Source organism: Streptomyces sp. SID4985, from assembly GCF_009863025.1.
Lineage (GTDB): Bacteria > Actinomycetota > Actinomycetes > Streptomycetales > Streptomycetaceae > Streptomyces.
On the sequence record NZ_WWIR01000695.1, the window covers coordinates 44,272 to 59,552 of the forward strand.

Genomic DNA, 15,281 nt, shown 5'->3' on the forward strand with positions numbered 1-15,281 from the left:
CGGAGCGTTCCTGTGGGGCCCCGCCGTGTGCGGGGCCCCAGCCGTAGGCGCGTCCGGTGTCAGGAGGGGCTGCCGTATTGGTGGCTGACCCCCTATCGGATATCGAAGACGCGTACGTCATAATGGCTTGTGAATGTGAACGCTTTCACAAGCTCGGCCCCAATAGCCCCATATGTACTAGACAAAAGGGGTAAACCCCACCGTGTGTCGCGGTGGAGTTAGGAGAGTGACGACGTGGAACTGGCTCTGGCGCCGGAGACCCTGGCGCGCTGGCAGTTCGGCATCACCACCGTCTACCACTTCCTCTTCGTTCCGCTCACGATCTCCCTGGCCGCCCTCACCGCGGGGCTCCAGACGGCATGGGTGCGCACGGGCAAGGAGGTGTACCTCAGGGCGACGAAGTTCTGGGGCAAGCTCTTCCTGATCAACATAGCCATGGGCGTCGTCACCGGCATCGTGCAGGAGTTCCAGTTCGGCATGAACTGGTCGGCCTACTCGCGCTTCGTCGGTGACATCTTCGGCGCCCCGCTCGCCTTCGAGGCCCTGATCGCCTTCTTCTTCGAGTCCACCTTCATCGGACTGTGGATCTTCGGCTGGGACAAGCTTCCCAAGAAGATCCACCTGGCCTGCATATGGATGGTCTCGCTCGGCACCGTGCTGTCGGCGTACTTCATCCTCGCGGCCAACTCCTGGATGCAGCACCCCGTCGGCTACCGGATCGACAAGGTCAAGGGCCGTGCGGAGCTGACCGACTTCGGGGCCGTGCTCTTCCAGAACACCGCGCTCAGCCAGGCGTTCCACACCCTGGCCGCGGCCTTCCTGACCGGCGGCGCCTTCATGGTGGGCATCGCCGCCTACCATCTGGCCCGCCGCAGGCACATCCGCGTGATGAAGACCTCGCTGCGCCTCGGTCTGGTCACCGTGGTCGTCGCCGGACTGCTCACCGCGGTCAGCGGAGACGTGCTCGGCAAGGTCATGTTCAAGCAGCAGCCGATGAAGATGGCCGCCGCCGAGGCCCTGTGGGACGGTCAGAAGCCCGCCCCCTTCTCGATCTTCGCCTACGGCGACGTGCAGAAGGGCCACAACACCGTCGCCATCGAGATCCCCGGTCTGCTGTCCTTCCTCGCCAACGACGACTTCTCGTCCTACGTGCCCGGCATCAACGACGTGAACAAGGCCGAGCAGCAGCGGTTCGGGCCCGGCGACTACCGGCCCAACATCCCGGTCGCCTTCTGGGGCTTCCGCTGGATGATCGGCTTCGGCATGTTCTCCTTCACCCTCGGGATCGCCGGACTCTGGCTGACCCGCAAGAAGTTCCTGCTCCCCCAGCACCTCCGGGTCGGCGAGGACGAGGTGCCGCACCTGGTCCTCCTCCCCCACAAGGCGCTCGGCCCGAAGCTCGGCACCTGGTTCTGGCGCATCGCCGTCTGGACGCTGGCCTTCCCGCTGATCGCCAACTCCTGGGGCTGGATCTTCACCGAGACCGGCCGCCAGCCCTGGGCCGTCTACGGCGTCCTGCAGACCCGCCACTCGGTCTCCCCCGGCGTCTCCCAGGCCGAGGTCGTCATCTCGATGGCCGTCTTCACCGCGCTCTACGCGATCCTCGCCGTCATCGAGGTCCGGCTGCTCGCCAAGTACGCCAAGGCCGGTCCGCCCGAGCTGACCGAGGCCGACCTCAACCCGCCCACCAGGATCGGCGGCGATCTCCGTGACGCCGACAAGCCGATGGCCTTCTCGTACTAGGCCGGGGGAACAGTCATGCATCTTCACGACATCTGGTTCGTCCTGATCGCCGTCCTGTGGACCGGCTACTTCTTCCTGGAGGGATTCGACTTCGGGATCGGCATCCTGACCCGGCTCCTCGCCCGCGACCGGGCCGAGCGCCGGGTGCTGATCAACACCATCGGCCCTGTCTGGGACGGTAACGAGGTGTGGCTGCTCACGGCGGGCGGCGCGACCTTCGCCGCCTTCCCGGAGTGGTACGCCACCCTCTTCTCCGGCTTCTATCTGCCCCTGCTGGTGATCCTGGTCTGTCTGATCGTCCGGGGCGTCGCCTTCGAGTACCGGGCCAAGCGGCCCGAGGAGAACTGGCAGCGCAACTGGGAGTGGGCGATCTTCTGGACCTCGCTGCTCCCGGCCTTCCTCTGGGGCGTGACCTTCGGCAACATCGCGTACGGCGTGAAGATCGACCGGCACTTCGAGTACGTCGGCGGCCTCGCGGACCTCTTCCACCCCTACGCGCTGCTCGGCGGTGTGGTGACGCTCACGCTGTTCACCTTCCACGGCGCGGTCTTCGCGGCGCTCAAGACGGTCGGGGACATCCGGGTACGGGCGCGTCGGCTGGCCCTGCGGGCCGGTCTCGTCACCGCCGTGCCGGCGCTCGGCTTCCTGCTGTGGACGCAGGCCCACAGCGGTGACGTCTCCAGCCTCGCGGCGCTGATCGTCACGGTCGCCGCGCTGACGGCAGCCCTCGTGGCCACCGGTGCGGGACGGGAGGGATGGGCGTTCGCGCTGTCCGGAGTGACCATCGTGGCGGTCGTCGCGATGCTCTTCCTGTCGCTCTTCCCGAACGTCATGCCGTCCACGCTCGACGGAGACTGGAGCCTGACCGTCACCAACGCCTCTTCGAGTCCGTACACCCTGCGGATCATGACTTGGTGCGCCGCGATCGCCACGCCGCTCGTGCTGCTCTACCAGGGCTGGACCTACTGGGTGTTCCGTCAGCGCATCGGTACGCAACACATCGCCGACACCGCACACTGAGCGTCCCAAGGGTATGTTTCACGTGAAACACACTCTCGGGACTGAAGGACACGTTTCACGTGAAACCGATCGATCCCCGCCTCCTGCGCTATGCGGGCGCCACGCGTCTCTTCCTGGTGGCGGTCGTCGTCCTGGGCGCACTCGGCGCCGGGCTGGTCATCGCCCAGGCGATGCTCATCGCCGAAGTCGTGGTGGGCGCCTTCCAGCAGGGCAAGACCGCTTCCGAGCTGGTCACACCCCTCGGGATGCTGGTCGCCGTCGCCTGCGGGCGGGCGCTCGTCTCCTGGCTCACCGAGCTGGCGGCCCACCGGGCCAGTGCGGCGGTGAAGTCGGAGCTGCGGGAGCGGCTGGTCGAGCGGGCCGCCACGCTCGGCCCCGGGTGGCTGAGCGGTCAGCGCACCGGTTCGCTGGTCACGCTGGCCACGCGCGGGGTCGACGCCCTCGACGACTACTTCTCGCGCTACCTCCCGCAGCTGGGGCTCGCGGTGGTCGTGCCCGTGGCCGTCCTGGCGCGGATCGTCACCGAGGACTGGGTGTCGGCGGCGATCATCGTCATCACCCTTCCGCTCATCCCGATCTTCATGATGCTGATCGGCTGGGCCACCCAGTCCCGGATGGACCGGCAGTGGGGGCTGCTGTCCCGGCTCTCCGGTCACTTCCTGGACGTGGTGGCGGGGCTGCCCACGCTGAAGGTCTTCAACCGGGCCAAGGCGCAGGCCGAGTCCATCCGCCGGATCACCGGCGAATACCGCCAGGCCACCATGCGGACCCTGCGGATCGCCTTCATCTCGTCCTTCGCGCTGGAACTGCTGGCCACGCTCTCGGTCGCCCTGGTCGCCGTGACCATCGGCATGCGCCTGGTGCACGGCAGCATGGACCTGTACATCGGCCTGGTCATTCTGGTGCTGGCGCCCGAGGCGTACCTCCCGCTGCGCCAGGTCGGAGCCCAGTACCACGCGGCGGCCGAGGGCCTGGCGGCGGCGGAGGAGATCTTCGCCGTGCTGGAGACCCCCGTCCCGGCGTCCGGCACCGGCCGGGTGCCCGAGGGCGCGCTCTCCTTCGACTCCGTGACCGTCCGCTACCCGGGCCGCTCGACGGACGCCGTGGCCGACGTGTCCTTCGCCGTCGAACCCGGGGAGACCGTCGCGCTGGTCGGCCCCAGCGGGGCGGGCAAGACCACCCTGCTCAATGTCCTGCTCGGCTTCGTGCGTCCCACCGCGGGGCAGGTCCGGATCGGCGGCGCGGATCTCGCGGACCTCGACCTCGAGCAGTGGCGCTCGCGGATCGCCTGGGTGCCGCAGCGGCCGCACGTCTACGCGGGCACCATCACCGAGAACGTCCGGCTGGCCCGCCCCGACGCCGACGACGCGGCCGTACGCCAGGCCCTCGCGGACGCGGGTGCCCTGGACTTCGTCGACGCGCTGCCCGCGGGCGCCGAGACGGTGCTGGGCGAGGACGGGGCGGGGCTTTCCGCCGGTCAGCGCCAGCGGCTCGCGCTCGCCCGCGCCTTCCTCGCGGACCGGCCCGTACTGCTCCTCGACGAGCCCACGGCTGCCCTGGACGGCGCCACGGAGGCGGACGTCGTGGCGGCGGTCCGGCGGCTCGCCGTGGGCCGCACGGTCCTGCTGGTCGTGCACCGGCCCGCGCTGCTCGAAGCGGCCGACCGGGTGGTCCGGCTGGCGGCCCCGGTCGCCACCGAGGCCGCTCCCGCCATGGCCGAGGTGATCCCTCCGGAGCTGGCCGCCACCGCGCTCGACGCCCATGTGCCCGAGCCCGCCGCGGCCGCCACCACTCTCGCGGACCTGCCGGACAGCGGTCCGCTCGACGCGGACGGCGTGCCGGTCCCGCCCGCGACGGCGAACGGCAGCCGCCCACGGCACGTCCTGGCCCGGGTCCGGGCGCTGGCCGCGCCCCGCTACGGCCGCCTCGTTTTCGCCCTGGTCCTCGGCAGCCTGGCGCTCGGCTGCGCGGTCGGTCTGATGGCGACCTCCGGCTGGCTGATCTCGCGGGCCTCGCAGGAACCGCCGGTGCTCTATCTGCTGGTGGCCGTGACCGCGACCCGGTTCTTCGGCATCGGGCGGGCTGTCTTCCGGTACACCGAGCGGCTGGTCTCGCACGACGCGGTGCTGCGGATGCTCGCCGACACCCGGGTCGCCGTCTACCGGCGCCTGGAGCGGCTGGCGCCCGCCGGGCTGCGGACCACCCGGCGGGGTGACCTGCTCAGCCGGCTGGTCAGCGACGTGGACGCCTTCCAGGACTACTGGCTGCGCTGGCTGATGCCCACCGGCGTCGCGGTCGTCGTCTCCGCCGCCTCGGTCGGCTTCACGGCGTGGCTGCTGCCCGAGGCCGGGGCCGTCCTGGCGGCGGGCCTGCTCCTCGCGGGCGTCGGTGTGCCCCTGCTCACCGCGTCGGTCGCCCGGCGCACCGAGCGCCGCCTCGCCCCGGCGCGGGGCGAGCTGTCGACCCGTGTGACCGACGTGCTCACCGGCACGGCCGAGCTGACCGTGGCCGGTGCGCTGCCCGCCCGTACGGACGCGGCCCGGCGCGCGGACGGCACGCTCACGAAGATCGCTTCGCGCGCGGCCGGGATCACCGCCCTCGGCGACGGACTGACCGCGCTGATCTGCGGACTCACGGTCGCCGCCGCCGCGCTGGTCGGCGCCACCGGGGTCGCCTCGGGACGCCTGCACGGCGTCGCGATGGCCGTCGTCGTCCTCACCCCCCTGGCCGCCTTCGAGGCCGTCCTGGGGCTGCCGCTCGCCGCGCGCTACCGGCAGCGGGTGCGGCGCAGCGCGGAGCGCGTGTACGAGGTCCTGGACGCCCCGGTGCCCGTGCGCGAGCCGGAGGAGCCCCGGAGGGCCCCCGCCTCGCCGTTCCCGGTCGTGGTGCGCGACCTCAGCGCCCGGTACGAGGGACAGCACGGCGACGCGCTCGCCGGACTCGACCTCACGCTGGAGCAGGGCCGCCGGATCGCCGTGGTCGGACCGTCGGGCTCGGGCAAGACCACCCTCGCCCAGGTGCTGTTGCGCTTCCTCGATCCGCGCGCGGGCAGCTACACGCTGGCCGGTGTCGCGGCGGACGAGCTGGACGGCGACGACGTGCGCAGGCTGGTCGGGCTGTGCGCCCAGGACGCCCACCTCTTCGACAGCACCGTGCGGGAGAACCTGCTGCTGGCGCGGAAGGACGCGACCGAGGCCGAACTGCGCGACGTCCTGCTGCGGGCCCGCCTCCTCGACTGGGTGGACGAGCTGCCCGAGGGCCTGGACACGCTGGTCGGAGAGCACGGCGCCCGCCTCTCCGGGGGCCAGCGGCAGCGGCTCGCGCTGGCGCGGGCCCTGCTCGCGGACTTCCCGGTGCTGGTCCTTGACGAGCCCGCCGAGCACCTGGACCTGCCGACCGCCGACGCGCTCACGGCGGACCTGCTGGCCGCCACCGAGGGCCGGACCACGCTGCTGATCACGCACCGGCTCGCCGGTCTCGACGCGGTGGACGAGGTCCTCGTGCTGGACGCGGGCCGGGTCGTGCAGCGCGGCCCGTACGCGGAGCTGGTCTCCGCCGACGGCCCGCTGCGCGCGATGGCGCGGCGCGAGGCCGAGGCGGAGACGCTGGTGGTGGCCGGCTAGGGGATGGTCAGAGGCGGTCGGCGAGCAGCCGCTCGATCACGACCGCCACCCCGTCCTCGGTGTTGGCGACCGTGCGGCCGGTGGCCGCGGCGAGGACGTCGGGGTGGGCGTTGCCCATCGCGTAGGAGCGCCCGGCCCAGGTCAGCATCTCCAGGTCGTTGGGCATGTCGCCGAAGGCGACGACCTCCTCGGGCGAGATGCCCCGCTCGGCGCAGCACAGCGCCAGGGTGCTGGCCTTGGAGACCCCGGCGCCGCTCAGTTCGAGGAGCGCGCTGGGGCTGGAGCGGGTGACGTTGGCGTGGCCGCCGATCGCGACGCGGGCCGTGGTGAGGAACGCGTCCGGGTCCAGCTCAGGGTGGTAGGCGAGGATCTTGAGGACGGGCTGGTCGGCGTCCGGGCCGCCCGGCGCGAGCAGCTTCTCGGCGGGCAGCAGGTTGTCCGGGATCTCCATGTGCAGCTTGGGATACGCGGGCTCCTGGTGGAAGCCGTAGGTCTGCTCGACGGCGAACACCGTGCCCGGTGCCGCCTCGCGCAGCAGCCCCACCGCGTCGAGCGCGCTCTGCCGGGTCAGCTCGCGCACCGAGACGAACCGGTGGGCGCCGGGGCCGCCGTGCAGGTCGACCACGGCGGCGCCGTTGCCGCAGATCGCGAGGCCGTGGCCGTGGACGTGATCGGCGACCACGTCCATCCAGCGGGCCGGGCGGCCGGTGACGAAGAAGACCTCCACCCCCGCCTCCTCGGCTGCGGCGAGCGCGGCGACGGTCCGCGCGGAGACCGTCTTGTCGTCGCGCAGAAGGGTGCCGTCGAGGTCGGTGGCGATCAGCCGGGGCGGCGGGCCTACGGTGCCTCCTTGTCCGAGCGGGGCCGGGAACGCGGGTGATACCGGGGGCGTCCCCGGCTGTCTGGTCGCTGAGGTCACCCGGCCATTCTCGCGCATATGCGCGCACGGTCGTGCGGGACTCCGCACATATGAGGCGCGGTTGGGGTCAGAACGGGTCACATCCGGCCACGGCTGATGCCTGTCGGGCCAGCTGCCCCGCCCGCCTCGTCGGCCAGGCCTCGCCGGACCAGTCCCGCTGCCCCGCCCGCCACTCCGGCTCGGCCTCGCCGGACGAGCCCGGCCACTCCAGCCCGGCCCCGCCGGACCAGCCCGGCCCGCCGGACCATCCCAGCCCCGCCGACCCGGCCCCGCCCGACCACCCCCGTCAGCCCAGCTGCGCGACCGCCTCCATCGCGATCCGCTCGAAGACCTTCTGGTCGGCGGCGAAGTCGGAGTCCGGGACGGGCCAGTGGACGACGATCTCGGAGAAGCCCAGCTCCCGGTGGCGGCCCGCGAAGTCCACGAACGCGTCCAGCGACTGGAGCGGCCCGCTGCGGTCGGGGGTGAAGCCGGTGAGCAGGATCTTGTCCAGCTCGGACACGTCCCGGCCGGCCTCCGCGCACGCCTCGCCCAGCTTGGCCAGCTGGCCGCGCAGCGCCTCGACCGACTGCTCGGGGGTGCCGTTCTCGTACAGCTTCGGGTCGCCCGTGGTCACCCATGCCTGCCCGTACCGGGCCGCCAGGCGCAGGCCGCGCGGGCCGGTGGCCGCCACCGCGAAGGGCAGCCGGGGCCGCTGCACACAGCCGGGGATGTTGCGGGCCTCGACGGCCGAGTAGAACCGGCCCTCCTCGGTGACCGCGCCCTCGCTGAGCAGCCGGTCGAGCAGGGCCACGAACTCCGCGAACCGGTCGGCGCGCTCACGCGGCGTCCACGGCTCCTGTCCGAGCGCGGTCGCGTCGAACCCGACGCCGCCCGCGCCGATGCCGAGGGTGATCCGGCCGTCGGAGACGTCGTCCAGGGAGATCAGATCCTTGGCGAGCGTCACCGGGTGCCGGAAGTTGGGGGAGGTGACGAGCGTGCCCAGACGCAGCCGCGAGGTCGTGGCCGCCGCGGCCGTCAGAGTGGGCACCGCGCCGAACCAGGGGCCGTCGCGGAAGGTGCGCCACGACAGGTGGTCGTAGGTGTACGCGGCGTGGAAGCCCAAGTCCTCCGCGCGCTGCCACTTGGCTCGGCCGCCCTCGTTCCAGCGGTCGACGGGAAGGATCACGGTGCTCAGACGCAGACTCATGGCGTCGAGCCTACGTGGCCCGTGAAGAGGGCCCGGACGCCCGCGAAAGGCGCCCCGGGCCCGGTCAGCGCGCCTCGGTGAACCGCAGATACCGCACCGGCACCGCCTCCGTCAGCCAGACCCCGTTCGCGCTGACGCGGAAGACATGGCCGTCGCGGTGCATGGCGGCGGCGTCCACCGGGAGGACGACCGGGCGGCCGCGTCGGGAGCCGACCCGGGTGGCCGTCTCGCGGTCGGCCGAGAGATGGACGTCGTGGCGGTTCATGGGCCGCAGCCCCTCCGCGCGGATCGCGTCCAGGGCGCGGGCGACGGTGCCGTGGTAGAGGTACGGCGGCGGGGTGGCCGGGGGCAGCCCCAGGTCGACGGCCACGGTGTGGCCCTGGCTGGCGCGGATGCGGGTGCCGTCGACCGCGTAGCGCTTCTTGTCGTTGACGGCCACGACATGGTCGAGGTCCTCGCGCGTGAACCGGAAGCCGTGTGCGGCGGCCGCCGTCATGAGGGCGTCGATCTCGACCCAGCCGCCCGCGTCCAGCGTGAGTCCGATGCGCTCGGGCTGATGGCGCAGATGCTTCGCGAGGTACTTCGACAGCTTTACAGTGCGTATGTCATCCATATTTCCTTACATTCCCTCTTTTCTGTTTAGTCTGGTTACCTACTTTCTTGATTCCCTGATGTACATGAAGAGACGTAGGTCACGCACTCGATTTTCATTCTGAGGTTTGATCCACAGCTAAGTTCACTTATCCACAAGGAAGTTGGCGATCCTGTGGACAACTGACGCCCGTTTCACGACAGTTGGCTTGTTCTGTGCCACGGCGTCGAGGATTGCTCTCGCGGCCTTCTCCGGCGGCCAGTTGACGCCGGGGGCTGTGGAGACGGCCGTAACTCCAATGTCGTGCACGGACAGTTCGGCGCGCAGGCGATCCGACAGATCCGTCACAGCGGAACCGACGTTGACGACGTGGCCACCCTGCCCGCGCTCCACCATGCGTGCTCCGAAGAGACGGCAACTGTGCAGCGTTCCGAACAAGTTGGCCTCCAGTGCTGTCCGCCAGGCGTCGGTGGAGGCGGTGAGAAGGGAGTCCGGAAGGCCGATGCCCGCGCTGTTCACCAGCACATCCACCACACCGTGCTCGCCGTGCACTCTCCCGGCCAGCTTCTCCAGGGCCTGTTCGTCGGAGACGTCCACCGACTCCGCCCATGCCCCCGACGTCCCCAGCGACAGGGCGAGTTCGGCCGTTCGGGCGGCCGCCTCCGGGTCGCGGTCCACGGCGACCACGCGCGCGCCGGCCTCCGCGAAGGCGCACGCCACGGCCCGGCCGATGCCGTCGCCCGCACCCGTGACCAGCGCCAACTGCCCGGCGAAACGGTCGCCATGACGGCCGTCGGGCACGGAAGCCGGGCCGCCCTCCTCGACCGACTCCACGAATTCGGTGATCCACAGGGAGAGTTGATCGGGGCGGGTGCGCGGAATCCAGTGCTTGGCCGGGAGCACGCGCCGGACCAGTCGCGGCACCCACCGCTCCAGGTCGTCGTAGAGCTGCGGGGAGAGGAACGCGTCGCTCTCGGGCGTGATCAGCTGCACCGGCACATGCGCGTGGGCGTCCGGGCGCGGTCTGCGCAGCCGGGCACGGACGTTGTCCCGGTACAGCCAGGCGCCGTTGGACGCGTCCGAGGGCAGGGAGCCGGTCGGGTAGCCGTCGGCCGGGACCTTCTCCGCCCGCTGGAGGATCCCCGGCCAGCGTTTGCCGAGCGGGCCGCGCCAGGCTAGTTCGGGCAGCACGGGGGTGTGCAGCAGGTACACGTACCAGGACTTGGCGCCCTGGCCGAGGAGTTGGCCGATCCTGCGGGGCGTCGGGCGCTTCACGCGGGCGTTGATCCAGTGCCCGAAGTGGTCGAGGGACGGCCCCGACATGGAGGTGAAGGAGGCGATGCGGCCATGGGTGCGGGCGACCGTCACGAACTCCCAGGACTGCACCGATCCCCAGTCGTGGCCCACGAGATGGACCGGCCGGTCCGGGCTCACCGCGTCCGCGACGGCCAGGAAGTCGTCGGTCAGCTTGGCCAGCGTGAAGCCGCCGCGCAGCGGCTTCGGCGCGGTCGAGCGGCCGTGGCCCCGGACGTCGTACAGCACCACGTGGAAACCGCGGGCGAGCCGGGCGGCGACCTCCGACCAGACCTCCTTGCTGTCCGGGTAGCCGTGCACCAGCACCACCGTCGGCCGTGCGGGATCGCCGAGTTCGGCCACACACAGCTCGATCCCGCCGGTCCTGATCCGGCGCTCGCGCGCACCTTCCAGCATCACGTCTCCTCCGCCCGGCGCCGCACTCCCGACCCTGCTGAATCTCGCAGTTGTTAGAGGCAGCGTCAATAGGGGAGATCGCCGGGGTAACCCCTAGGGATCCCGGCCCACCGTCCCCCAGAACCCGTCTCCCGCACGGTCCCCTAGGGCCCCGTACTACCGGAGACTGACTCCAAGACGGCTCTGAGGTCTGACGACCGGCGTGGCCCGCGTCACTACCGTCGGGGACGTGACTGTGATCGCGACCGAGAGCCTGAGCAAGCGGTACCCACGGGTGACCGCTCTCGACCGGCTGTCCGTGGACATCGGACCCGGTGTGACCGGACTCGTCGGTGCCAACGGCGCCGGCAAGTCCACCCTGATCAAGATCCTGCTGGGTCTGTCCCCCGCCTCGGAGGGCCGTGCCAGCGTGCTCGGCCTCGACGTGGCGACCGAGGGCGCCGCCATCCGGGAGCGGGTCGGGTACATGCCGGAGCACGACTGCCTGCCGCCCGACGTCTCGGCCACCGAGTTCGTCGTGCACATGGCCCGCATGTCCGGACTGCCGGCCGCCGCCGCGCGCGAGCGCACCGCGGACACCCTGCGCCATGTCGGCCTCTACGAGGAGCGGTACCGCCCCATCGGCGGCTACTCGACCGGCATGAAGCAGCGGGTCAAGCTCGCCCAGGCGCTGGTGCACGACCCGCGCCTCGTCTTCCTGGACGAGCCGACCAACGGCCTCGACCCGGTCGGCCGCGACGAGATGCTCGGCCTGATCCGCCGCGTCCACACCGACTTCGGCATCTCCGTCCTGGTCACCTCGCACCTGCTCGGCGAGCTGGAGCGCACCTGCGACCACGTGGTCGTCGTCGACGGCGGCAAGCTGCTGCGGTCCAGCTCCACCACCGACTTCACCCAGACCACGACGACCCTCGCGATCGAGGTCACCGACAGCGACACCCACCCCGACGGCACCCGCGCCCTGCGCGAGGCCCTCGGCGAGCGCGGCCTCGACACCGAGGACGAGGGCGGCGGCCTGCCCGGCGCCGGACACATCGTCCTGGTGACCGCGAGCGGCGACGAGACGTACGACCTGGTGCGCGACGTCGTCGCGGACCTCGGACTCGGCCTGGTGCGCATGGAACAGCGCAGGCACCGCATCTCCGAGGTGTTCACCACCGCCGACGAGCAGCGGAAGGAGGCCGCCGGCCATGGCGGTTGAGCACCCCACCCAGCACCCCATCACCGAGTCGGCGGGTTCGCCCTCCGGCGACCAGTCTCGCATCCACGACATCGGCTACCGCGGCTACGACGGCCCCCGCCTCGGCCGCTCCTACGCCCGCCTCTCGCTCTACTCGCAGTCCCTGCGCGGCGCCTACGGCCTCGGCCGCTCGGCCAAGTCCAAGGTGCTGCCCATGCTGCTGTTCGCGGTGATGTGTGTGCCCGCGGCCATCATGGTCGCCGTCGCGGTGACCACCAAGGCGCACGAACTGCCGGTCCCCTACAGCCGGTACGCGATCATCATGCAGGCCGTCATCAGCCTGTACGTGGCTTCGCAGGCACCCCAGTCGGTCTCGCGCGACCTGCGCTTCAAGACCGTGCCGCTGTACTTCTCGCGGCCGATCGAGACCGCCGACTACGTGCTCGCGAAGTTCGCGGCGCTCGCCTCGGCCCTGTTCATCCTCACCGGCGGCCCGCTGCTCGTGCTCTACGTGGGCGCGCTGCTCGCCAAGATGGGGGTGGCCCACCAGAGCGAGAAGTTCGGCCAAGGAGTGGTCGCGGTGGCCCTGCTCTCCCTGCTGTTCGCCGGGATCGGCCTGGTCATCGCCTCCGTCACCCCGCGCCGCGGCTTCGGCATCGCCGCCGTCATCGCCGTCATGACGATCTCCTACGGCGCGGTCTCCACGCTCCAGGCCATCGCCGACGCCCAGGGCAACAGTGGCGCGGTGCCGTGGATCGGCCTGTTCTCCCCGGTCACCCTGATCGACGGCATCCAGTCGGCCCTGCTCGGCGGCGCGTCGTCGTTCCCCAGCGGTGTCGGCCCGTCCACCGGCGAGGGCTTCGTCTACCTGATCGTCGTCCTCGGGGTCATCGCCGCCTGCTACGGCCTGCTGCTGCGCCGCTACAAGAAGGTGAGCCTGTGACAACGCTCAGCATCGACCACGTCTCCCGCTGGTTCGGCAACGTGGTCGCCGTCAACGACATCACCATGACGATCGGCCCCGGCGTCACCGGTCTGCTCGGTCCCAACGGTGCCGGGAAGTCCACCCTCATCAACATGATGGGCGGCTTCCTCGCCCCCTCCACCGGCTCGATCACCCTGGACGGCCGCCCGGTGTGGCGCAACGAGTCCGTCTACCGGGAGATCGGCGTCGTACCCGAGCGGGAGGCGATGTACGACTTCCTCACCGGGCGCGAGTTCGTGGTCGCCAACGCCGAACTGCACGGCCTCGGCGACAAGGAGGCGCAGCGCGCCCTGGCCACGGTCGAGATGGAGCACGCGCAGGACCGGAAGATCTCCACGTACTCCAAGGGCATGCGGCAGCGCGTCAAGATGGCCTCCGCGCTCGTCCACGACCCCTCGCTGCTGCTGCTCGACGAGCCGTTCAACGGCATGGACCCGCGCCAGCGGATGCAGCTCATGGACCTGCTGCGCACCATGGGCGACGAGGGCCGCACCGTGCTCTTCTCCTCGCACATCCTGGAGGAGGTCGAGCAGCTCGCCCGGCACATCGAGGTCGTCGTCGCCGGACGGCACGCGGCCAGTGGCGACTTCCGCCGCATCCGCCGTCTGATGACCGACCGGCCCCACCGCTACCTGGTGCGCTCCAGCGACGACCGGGCCCTCGCGGCCGCGCTGATCGCGGACGCGTCCACGGCCGGCATCGAGGTCGACACGTCCGAGGACGCGCTGCTCGTCCAGGCCGTCGACTTCGGCCGCTTCACCACGCTGCTGCCGAAGGTCGCCCGTGACCTGGGTATCCGGCTGCACACGGTCTCGCCGTCGGACGAGTCCCTGGAGTCCGTCTTCTCGTATCTGGTCGCGGCGTAGGAGGCCAAGATGTACGACCCCACCGTCGCCCGGCTCACCTACCGGGCCCTGCTCGGCCGCCGCCGGGCCCTCGTGCTCGGCGTGCTGCCGCTGCTCCTGATCGTCATCTCCATGATCGTCCGCGCCCTGACCGGTGCCGACGACCAAGTGGCCGCCGACGTCCTCGGCGGGTTCGCGCTCGCGACCATGGTGCCCATCATCGGCGTCATCGCGGGCACGGGCGCCATCGGACCGGAGATCGACGACGGCTCCGTGGTCTATCTGCTGTCCAAGCCGCTCAAGCGGCCGACGATCATCTTCACCAAGCTGATCGTCGCCATCGCGGTCACCATGGTGTTCTCCGCCGTCCCGACCCTGATCGCGGGCCTGATCCTGAACGGCAACGGCCAGAACATCGCCGTCGCCTACACGATCGCCGCGCTCGTCTCGTCCATCGCCTACTCGGCGCTGTTCCTGCTGCTCGGCACCGTCTCGCGGCACGCGGTGGTCTTCGGGCTCGTCTACGCGCTGGTCTGGGAGGCGCTGTTCGGCTCCCTGGTGTCCGGTGCGCGCACCCTGAGCGTGCAGCAATGGTCGCTCGCGGTCGCCCACAAGGTCGCGGGCGGGGACCTGATCACCTCCGACGTGGGGCTGCCGACGGCCACGGTGCTGCTGGTCGTGGTGACCGTCGCGGCCACCTGGTTCGCGGGGTGGAAGCTGCGGTCGCTGACGCTGGCGGGCGAGGAGTAAGCGGGCGAGGGACCAGAGGAACCACATGAAGGCCCCGGCGCTTTGACGGGGCCTTCACTCCTGCCCCGGCACACTGGAAGCACGCTGAGACACGGCACGGGGGTGCGTGGATGACCGAGCGGACACCGCAGGACGACGAGCCGGGACGGGACGGCCCCGGCTCGTGGGACGACGTGGTCCTCGACGAGGACTTCGTCCGGGACGCCGACACCGTCGAGCCGTCCGCCCGGGCCCGGATGCTCGCCGCCCGCTGGCGCGCGGAGCGGCCCGAGCCGCAGCCGTGGCGCTCGGACGAACCGCCCGCGGGCTGGTTCTTCAGCCGGGCCCGTCGGCGCAGGTGGCGCCGCCGGTAACGCCGTTAATTCGGTGGCACCTTCACTCCGGGCCGGGGCACAGTAGGTGTTGCCCCCGCCGGGAACGTCCCGGCGCACCCGAACCGGGAGAGGAGCCGGACGATGCCTCTGCACGGCAGTACGTCCGACTCCCGACAGGGTGGCCCGAGGCGGACTCCGGTGTAGTTACCCCACCGTCGAGCCCGCTCCGCACAGGGAGCCACCCGGGGCGGCCGCTTCGAGCACGCGAAGTCGCTCTCGCGTGAGGCCGCCCACCCGGAGGATTGGCCGAGTGGCAAGGCACCGGTTTGCTAAACCGCGGTCGGGTGTAACAGCCCGCGCACGTTCGATCCGTGCATCCTCCGCATGACCGCATGACCGCATGACCGCATG

The 15,281-nt window shown here is 71.2% G+C and carries 12 protein-coding genes and 1 tRNA gene; 9 read left to right on the forward strand and 4 right to left on the reverse strand.

The genetic code is table 11. The annotated features are described in order from the left end of the window. Window positions 1–234: 234 nt before the first annotated feature. Genes GTW40_RS30690 through cydD form a run of 3 tightly spaced genes read left to right on the forward strand, consistent with a single transcriptional unit; the run spans window position 235 to window position 6,386 of the window. Complete coding sequence (locus GTW40_RS30690; RefSeq protein ID WP_161183401.1) at window positions 235–1,743, forward strand: cytochrome ubiquinol oxidase subunit I; 1,509 nt, start codon at window positions 235–237, stop codon at window positions 1,741–1,743. A 15-nt stretch (window positions 1,744–1,758) separates the two neighbouring features. Then, a complete protein-coding gene (gene cydB, locus GTW40_RS30695; RefSeq protein WP_161183402.1) occupies window positions 1,759–2,763 on the forward strand; it encodes a cytochrome d ubiquinol oxidase subunit II in 1,005 nt (334 codons plus the stop codon). Window positions 2,764–2,822: 59 nt separating this feature from the next. Beyond that, a complete protein-coding gene (gene cydD, locus GTW40_RS30700; protein ID WP_161183403.1) occupies window positions 2,823–6,386 on the forward strand; it encodes a thiol reductant ABC exporter subunit CydD in 3,564 nt (1,187 codons plus the stop codon). Window positions 6,387–6,393: 7 nt separating this feature from the next. Here cydD and GTW40_RS30705 read toward each other — a convergent pair whose 3' ends face one another. From GTW40_RS30705 to GTW40_RS30720, 4 genes are all read right to left on the reverse strand, one after another. Continuing rightward, entirely contained in the window at window positions 6,394–7,323 is a 930-nt protein-coding gene (locus GTW40_RS30705) for an HAD hydrolase family protein (RefSeq protein WP_202486632.1), read from the reverse strand. Between the two features lie 268 nt (window positions 7,324–7,591). Continuing rightward, complete coding sequence (locus tag GTW40_RS30710; RefSeq protein WP_161183405.1) at window positions 7,592–8,494, reverse strand: LLM class flavin-dependent oxidoreductase; 903 nt, start codon at window positions 8,492–8,494, stop codon at window positions 7,592–7,594. Window positions 8,495–8,558: 64 nt separating this feature from the next. Further along, entirely contained in the window at window positions 8,559–9,107 is a 549-nt protein-coding gene (locus tag GTW40_RS30715) for an RNA 2'-phosphotransferase (protein ID WP_161183406.1), read from the reverse strand. A 123-nt stretch (window positions 9,108–9,230) separates the two neighbouring features. After that, entirely contained in the window at window positions 9,231–10,796 is a 1,566-nt protein-coding gene (locus GTW40_RS30720) for an SDR family oxidoreductase (RefSeq protein WP_161183407.1), read from the reverse strand. A 235-nt stretch (window positions 10,797–11,031) separates the two neighbouring features. Here GTW40_RS30720 and GTW40_RS30725 point away from each other — a divergent pair, with 235 nt between their 5' ends. The 6 genes from GTW40_RS30725 to GTW40_RS30750 all read left to right on the forward strand — a co-directional run bounded on the left by GTW40_RS30725 (window position 11,032) and on the right by GTW40_RS30750 (window position 15,253). Next, window positions 11,032–11,997 carry an ABC transporter ATP-binding protein gene (locus GTW40_RS30725; RefSeq protein WP_161183413.1) on the forward strand — a complete coding sequence of 322 codons (966 nt, stop codon included), beginning with the start codon at window positions 11,032–11,034 and terminating at the stop codon, window positions 11,995–11,997. Then, window positions 11,987–12,919, forward strand: a complete 933-nt coding sequence (locus GTW40_RS30730; protein WP_161183408.1) for an ABC transporter permease subunit — start codon at window positions 11,987–11,989, stop codon at window positions 12,917–12,919. Before GTW40_RS30725 ends, GTW40_RS30730 begins: the two co-directional genes overlap by 11 nt. Further along, window positions 12,916–13,827 (forward strand): ABC transporter ATP-binding protein, encoded by a 912-nt coding sequence (locus tag GTW40_RS30735; RefSeq protein WP_161183409.1) that lies wholly within the window; start codon window positions 12,916–12,918, stop codon window positions 13,825–13,827. The genes GTW40_RS30730 and GTW40_RS30735 overlap by 4 nt, the downstream gene beginning before the upstream one ends. A gap of 9 nt (window positions 13,828–13,836) precedes the next feature. Continuing rightward, window positions 13,837–14,556: an ABC transporter permease gene (locus tag GTW40_RS30740; RefSeq protein ID WP_161183410.1), complete on the forward strand. Its 720-nt coding sequence runs from the start codon at window positions 13,837–13,839 to the stop codon at window positions 14,554–14,556. Between the two features lie 110 nt (window positions 14,557–14,666). Beyond that, entirely contained in the window at window positions 14,667–14,909 is a 243-nt protein-coding gene (locus tag GTW40_RS30745) for a hypothetical protein (protein WP_161183411.1), read from the forward strand. A 257-nt stretch (window positions 14,910–15,166) separates the two neighbouring features. Next, window positions 15,167–15,253, forward strand: a tRNA-Ser gene (locus GTW40_RS30750). The last annotated feature ends 28 nt before the right edge of the window (window positions 15,254–15,281 follow it).

Excerpts from the sequence above, each read along its gene's own strand:
- cydB (WP_161183402.1), top strand. The coding sequence starts at position 1,759 with ATGCATCTTCACGACATCTGGTTCGTCCTGATCGCCGTCCTGTGGACC.
- GTW40_RS30705 (WP_202486632.1), bottom strand. The coding sequence starts at position 7,323 with ATGCGCGAGAATGGCCGGGTGACCTCAGCGACCAGACAGCCGGGGACG.
- GTW40_RS30710 (WP_161183405.1), bottom strand. The coding sequence starts at position 8,494 with ATGAGTCTGCGTCTGAGCACCGTGATCCTTCCCGTCGACCGCTGGAAC.
- GTW40_RS30715 (WP_161183406.1), bottom strand. The coding sequence starts at position 9,107 with ATGGATGACATACGCACTGTAAAGCTGTCGAAGTACCTCGCGAAGCAT.
- GTW40_RS30720 (WP_161183407.1), bottom strand. The coding sequence starts at position 10,796 with ATGCTGGAAGGTGCGCGCGAGCGCCGGATCAGGACCGGCGGGATCGAG.
- GTW40_RS30730 (WP_161183408.1), top strand. The coding sequence starts at position 11,987 with ATGGCGGTTGAGCACCCCACCCAGCACCCCATCACCGAGTCGGCGGGT.
- GTW40_RS30740 (WP_161183410.1), top strand. The coding sequence starts at position 13,837 with ATGTACGACCCCACCGTCGCCCGGCTCACCTACCGGGCCCTGCTCGGC.
- GTW40_RS30745 (WP_161183411.1), top strand. The coding sequence starts at position 14,667 with ATGACCGAGCGGACACCGCAGGACGACGAGCCGGGACGGGACGGCCCC.